Here is a 6,318-nt window from a genome sequence, read left to right as displayed (position 1 = left end):
TTTCTATATGATACCTAAAACCTACCACTTACCGAATGATTGAGGTTTAAAGCCTCTCCTTTAGAGGAGAAAAAAGAAAAAAATTTCACGCTCCCCGTCAATCTTCTTCTTTTCAAGGAGAGGTAATTATTAATTATTAATTATTAATTATTAATTGTTGAACATCTTCTTCAATTTTGTTGCATTCGAGCTACCAGAATAGACCTGAAGTTTTCAAATGCTTCTGGTGTGGCCTCAGAAGCTTGCCATGTTGGACGTGCCATTAAGCGATCGCACCAAGCACTTACTTTAGGATATTCAACCAAGGAAATACCACCTCTTACTAAGAATAAGGGAACAATTGTTCCAGCAACAACATCAGCTAAAGTTAAATTGTCACTACCAAAATAAGAGCGATCGCCCAATAATTTCTCAAAAAATGTTAGTGCTGTAGCAATTTTCTGTTGCGCTTTCTCAACTTTTTCTAAATCCTCTCCTGGTAAATCAAATATTCTTGGTACTAATGCATCAATGGAAGGCAATAATTCATTAACACTAACCATTTGTACCATTCGCACAATTGTTAGGTCTTTGACATCTTGAGGCAACATATTAGGAGTAGGGTACTTGGCTTCTAAATAGTCCAAAATTGCCAAAGATTCCACTACATTAAAGCCATCATCTACCAAAGCAGGAATGTGGTGGAAAGGGTTAATGGCCAAATAATCCGGTTGAAATTGTTCTCCATCACTCAGTTTAAGTTCTACCAGCTCAAACTCAAGTCCTTTTTCTAGCAATGTCACCCAGACGCGACGGGAATTAGGAGATATTGGGGTGTGATAAAGAGTCAACATCAGAAAACCTCACAGTTTGATGAATAGGATATGTTCTGCTAATATTAACATTTTGGAAGTAGGGAGTAGGGAGTAGGGAGTAGGGAGTAGGGAGTAGGGAATAGGGGATATAGATTAATATTGAACTGTACCTCACCATCTTAAAAAGTGCTGTAAAATTGTTGCGAGTGTACCTCATAAACCTGAAATACGCTGTAAGTAGTCAAGTAATACCGTTTCACGGAAGTCAAAAGTCAAAAGTCAAAAGTTAAAAGTAAGATTTTATCAGCTTAAAACTTTGACGCTACAGTAATTTCAGGGAATTATTTCACACAAAGAATAAGATAAGTAGTGTAGCCTAAGTTGATGAAATTGGTATAAAATTAATTGTATATTTAATTGTATATTTAATAGTCAGCCTAAATAAGTAGGAAAAATTGGCGTTGGTGAATTTAGCTATGATTTTCCTGCTTAGGGAACAGGGAACAGGGAACAGGGAACAGAGAATAGTAGGGACGTTGGATGCAACATCTATATAGATTACTAAGGGTGAAAAAAGAATGCTTTTCTTAGGTGGAACTTCAATTATTAAGTAATTAATATCATGTCCGGATAATTAGCGATCAAAAAACTTTCTCCTCTTTTTCCTTTTCCTCCTCTTTCTTCTTGCTTCTTTCTTCCCTCCTGACTCGGTCCTCCTGACTCCTGACTCCTTCGTCATTTATTTATAAGTATTCAACCGGACATGATATAACACAGGTGGAATAGCATTTTTGATAATTATTAGCCATTTAGTATTAATTACTCTTATGTTTACTACTCCCCCACTCCCCTACTCCCCCACTCCCCTACTCCCTTTTTTAATTTAATCCAACTATTTTAATGCCACAAACGAGATGAAATTATGAAATTTAATCAGCGATTCTACTTGTTGAAAACCACTGTCGTTTAACATTTGTAATTGTTGAATTTCTGTCAAAGGAACTAATACATTTTCCAGAGCTTCTTTTTTTCGTTCAATTTCATTCTGAGCATAACCATTTTTAGCTTTAAAAGCTTCATAGTGGCGGGCAATTTGTTCTTGGAACTGAGGACAACTAGACCTAATTTTTTCACTTATAAATAACAAACCACCAGGAACTAAACCTTGATAAATTGCCTGCAATAATTTTTGTCGTTGAGGGAGAGATAAAAATTGTAAGGTGTAGTTCATCACTACCACACTACTATTTTCAAAAGAGTAATTTTCTGCATTTTCACAAATTAACTCTATCTGATGAAGATCTTGAATTTGAGCTAATTTTTCTTTAGCTTTATCCAGCATATCTTGAGAATTATCAATTCCTACTAAAATTGCTGGCTGTTTCAAAAATCGCCCCAATAATTCTAGGAAAGTACCTGTGGAGCACCCCACATCAATAATGCGTGTTTTTGGTTGGTAATATGCCCGCGTCCAATGCACTGCACCTGCTACAACTTCTCTATATAGAGGCACCGAACGAGATACCATATTATCAAAAACTTTGACTACTTCGGCATTAAAAGTAAAAGGTTTCGGCCAGGGGCTTTTTTCAAATAATTCGTCTTTTTCTGAACTTAAATATAGTTCTGTCTCTAGTGATTCAGTCATATTAAATCAGGAAGAAGGAAGGAGATTAATATTTTAGGTAAAAGTCTTTGATTAATGCGATAAATTCAGGGGTGTATAAATATTGTTTAGCTTCAATAATAAGAGTATTTTCTTGAGGGGGTAATTGATTTTTACTTAGTTCCATCAAGATTCGCTTCGTTGGAATTTCTGCCATGGATTTTACATATAGTTTTTTGTGACAAAATAATCCAAAATATCGTGCTTTTATCTGAAATTTTTTAGCTTGCTCTACCGGATAAATTACAGCTAATTTACCTGTGTCAGACAAAAGTTGAACTGCTGTTTGTAATAAATCAGTTTGCGAAAGAAAGTCTGTATGTCTGGCAATTGTCCTGGCTTTTTTTGCAGCCTTAGAAGCATTTTCAAAGAAAGGTGGATTTGATACTATTAAATTGTACTGTTTTTGACAAGATTCTGCATATTCCTGAATAGAATAATTATGAATTTTAATCCTATCTGACCATGGCGATCGCTCCACATTTTTTCTAGCTTGAATAGATGAGTTAACATCAATTTCTACAGCATCAATTTGAGCAAGGGATAGTGTTCCACACCGCTGACGTGAACGCTGTGCCAGCATTAAAGAAATTAAGCCCGTACCAGCACCAATATCCAAAATTTTTTCTGCTCCAGAAATATCTACCCATGCTCCTAATAAAGTACCATCAGTACCGACTTTCATTGCACATTGGTCTTGTAGAATAGTAAACTGTTTAAATCGAAATTGATTTCCTCCCATATTCTAATTTCTCTCCTTAATATATATCATTGAAGAAGGTGGTAGGTAAAAAAAGGCTCTCCTATCTAAATTTTGACTTCTGACTCCGTTAAAAACTTGCTCCTTTTCTTCTACCAAAGTATAAATATTTAACCAAACATAATATAAAAAATAATACCTAGTATATCAGCTCACTATCTCCATATTTCGGAAAAATACAAATAATATCTATTAAGTTTATATTTTTCAGGATTAACCTGCAAAATATTTATTTTTTCTTCATTCTGGAAATTTATCAATTCTGATTGCCTAGTATAGCAGTCGAAGAAAAGGGCGCGACATATCAAAAACTTAAAATTTATTCCTTCTTCCTTCTTCCTTCTGCAAGGAATTTATAAAATTTCTAATTTTGACTAAAAGTTCCAGATTTACTACCTAGATGACTGAAGCTTCAAATGTAGAAAAAATTAACACCAATTATTATATAGTAGTTGGCAATTAGAGGTTTCATTTGGTGAAGACTATCTATATTGAATAAGTCAAAAGTAAAAAATAAATTTTTAGCGGACTCAGACTACAGACTACAGAAGAATATTATACTAAAAACTTTCAACCAAAAGTCATAGAGAAACTAATAATTACCATTTTTTCTACAGGTAATCCTTACAATTAATTTTATATATAGGAGAAGAGCTATCGATGTTAAATAATTTTAATTGTGCTGTCAAAACTTCTAGTACAAATAACCGATATTTGTTATCCATGACTAAAGAGGCAGTAGTTGATGAAATAATTCGACCAAATCAACTTGGTAGAGTTCGTTATCGGGGTAGTTTATGGAATGCTAAATGTATCCAAGAACTTACAGTTAATACAGGAGAAGTTGTATATGTTTTAGGTAACCATGGTATCACTCTCATTGTAGATACTATTCCCAATAACGATAATATCGCTCCTGATATAAGCGATAAAAAATTACCATTACCAACACCTTTATTATTTGCTGGTAAATTTTTACTACTATTATTTATTTTGTTGTAATATCAAATCCTGTTAAACAGTTATAGATTGGTTAAGTCTCTTGGAGTCAGGAGTCAGGAGTCAGGAGTCAGGAGGAGAGAAAATCACAAAGATTTAGTAGTTATGAAAATTAGAGAATTTGAGTGAAAAAAGAATGCTTTTGTGAGGTGAAACTTCAATTATTACAGCACTTTTGAGGATAGTAAGGTACACTTGTAGGACTATTCTTATATTTCCTATTCCCTGTTCCCTAGAGCAATAAAACTTTGTACCTCATCAACTAGAAAACTGCTGTAAGTAATTAACACAGGGGCAATGACATTTTTGATAATTAGCACGTCAGTAGAGGCAAATGGCCATTCGCCCCTACAATCTTAATAATGCTGAATAAGACCAATGCTACCGGATTTGATATCACTCCCCCACTCCCTCACTCCCCCACTCCCCCACTCCCCCACTCCTTCAAACCATAAACCCGAAACCAATCAACAGCATCCTGAAGAGCAACTCTAATCGAAGACTGAGGTAAACCCAACTCATTCACCGCTTTAGAAGTATCATAATACATTCGTTGTTGAGACATTCGTACCCCATCCACAGGAATAGAAGGTAGTTTCCCCAAACTTCCCAGAATTATTTCATCAACCCATGCCACAGTTAAAGGCAACCAAACAGGAACAGTTTGTCTAGGAGCAGCTAAACCCGTAATTTCCTCCAATAAATCTAGTAACGCCTTAAGTGTCAGATTTTCATTTCCCAAAATATAGCGATCGCCACATTTCCCCCTTTCCAAAGCTAACAAATGTCCCCAAGCTACATCCTGAACATCAATAATATTCAAACCAGTATTTACATAAGCAGGCATTTGCCTACGCAAAAATCGCACAATAATATCACCAGTAGGAGTAGGTTTAATATCCCAAGCACCAACAGGAGTAGTAGGATTAACAATTACCACATCTTGTCCCAAATTAACCGCCTTCACCGCTTCCTGCTCCGCCAAAAACTTAGACCTTTTATAATCACCAATCAACTTCTCCAGTGGAGACTGATAACCCTCATCAACCACCGCACCAGAAACCCCCACCCCAATAGCAGCAACAGAACTCGTATAAACCGTCCGTTCAATTTTCGCTCGTCGTGCCGCCTCCAAAACATTGCGCGTACCAAACACATTATTTCTGTAAAGCAACTCTCTATCCCTTTGCCACAAAGAATAATGAGCAGCAACATGAAACAAAACCTCACACCCCACCATCAACTCCCATAAGTGGGAGTCATTTAAGTCACCCAGCACAACCTCCACATCCAAACCATGGAGATTATCTAGACAACTTGTGGGGCGAACAAGCGATCGAACAGTATAACCCTGCTGCAACAACAACCGGACCAAGTTTGCCCCAATAAAACCACTGCCACCAGTAACAAAAGCTTTCAACTTCTAAAACCCAGCAGCATCAACCAGCAAATCATCGCAGAACCCTGTCTTTGTCGGCAGCAAAATATCTGCTAACTTGTCTCCCACTAGAGGTCTACGCATTTTAATTTGAAACTCAGAAAACAAGCCGTCCCTACATCTTACTTTGACACTTTTAGCAGCTCCTTCTCCAAAAGAATTTTCAAAAGCTGTGTCTATCTGAGACCGAGTAATAATTTTACCAATATTTTCCGCAAACAACTCCTGTACCTCAGAATCATTCACTTCTCGAAGTAAGTCTAGGGAAATATCATAATAAGTATCCTCATCTCGTCCATCGCAAGTTCCATGTTTGACCCACTCATGACGATGCAGATAAGACTTTACTCCTGGCATTAATACTGCCAACTCAGAAGTTGTTTGTTCATCCAGATCCAATGGGGGTAAATCATCCCATTCTCCCTGCTTATCATTACTTTTATCTTCATAAGACACACCACAATAGGATGCTCTATCGGGCCATAAGCCATGTAAAGTAAAGTTAGTGGCATCGTAGCGTTCTGCTGTTTGGGAAATACACTCTGGTTTACTTTGCTTTGTTTGACAGAAACTAGGTTGCCAACTAATGGCAAGAACATATTTATCTATACAACGTTCTATAGGGCAGCTTTGACCAGTGAGTATTTCTGTGTCGTCTCCA

General features: G+C 36.4%; 6 protein-coding genes. 1 reads left to right on the top strand and 5 read right to left on the bottom strand.

The window, feature by feature from the left end; translation table 11 throughout:
• Nucleotides 1–170 precede the first annotated feature (170 nt).
• The 3 genes from F6K13_RS13475 to F6K13_RS13465 all read right to left on the bottom strand — a co-directional run bounded on the left by F6K13_RS13475 (nucleotide 171) and on the right by F6K13_RS13465 (nucleotide 3,202).
• Nucleotides 171–833: a glutathione S-transferase family protein gene (locus F6K13_RS13475; RefSeq protein ID WP_124145167.1), complete on the bottom strand. Its 663-nt coding sequence runs from the start codon at nucleotides 831–833 to the stop codon at nucleotides 171–173.
• Between the two features lie 853 nt (nucleotides 834–1,686).
• Nucleotides 1,687–2,442, bottom strand: a complete 756-nt coding sequence (gene cmoA, locus F6K13_RS13470; RefSeq protein ID WP_124145166.1) for a carboxy-S-adenosyl-L-methionine synthase CmoA — start codon at nucleotides 2,440–2,442, stop codon at nucleotides 1,687–1,689.
• Between the two features lie 25 nt (nucleotides 2,443–2,467).
• The gene (locus F6K13_RS13465) at nucleotides 2,468–3,202 is read right to left on the bottom strand and encodes a tRNA1(Val) (adenine(37)-N6)-methyltransferase (RefSeq protein WP_124145165.1); all 735 of its coding nucleotides are present in this window, start codon (nucleotides 3,200–3,202) and stop codon (nucleotides 2,468–2,470) included.
• A gap of 678 nt (nucleotides 3,203–3,880) precedes the next feature.
• On the opposite strand from F6K13_RS13465, the gene F6K13_RS13460 reads away from it, so the two are divergent.
• A complete protein-coding gene (locus F6K13_RS13460; RefSeq protein WP_161564539.1) occupies nucleotides 3,881–4,222 on the top strand; it encodes an NfeD family protein in 342 nt (113 codons plus the stop codon).
• A 409-nt stretch (nucleotides 4,223–4,631) separates the two neighbouring features.
• Here F6K13_RS13460 and hpnA read toward each other — a convergent pair whose 3' ends face one another.
• Both hpnA and F6K13_RS13450 read right to left on the bottom strand, forming a co-directional pair.
• Entirely contained in the window at nucleotides 4,632–5,639 is a 1,008-nt protein-coding gene (gene hpnA, locus F6K13_RS13455) for a hopanoid-associated sugar epimerase (protein ID WP_124145164.1), read from the bottom strand.
• Nucleotides 5,640–5,642: 3 nt separating this feature from the next.
• A partial coding sequence (locus F6K13_RS13450; RefSeq protein WP_287287612.1) for a ribonuclease T2 occupies nucleotides 5,643–6,318 on the bottom strand: 676 nt, incomplete at its 5' end.

It is taken from the genome of Okeania sp. SIO2B9 (assembly GCF_010672505.1).
Lineage (GTDB): Bacteria > Cyanobacteriota > Cyanobacteriia > Cyanobacteriales > Microcoleaceae > Okeania > Okeania hirsuta.
This window is presented reverse-complemented; position numbering and strand designations above follow the sequence as displayed.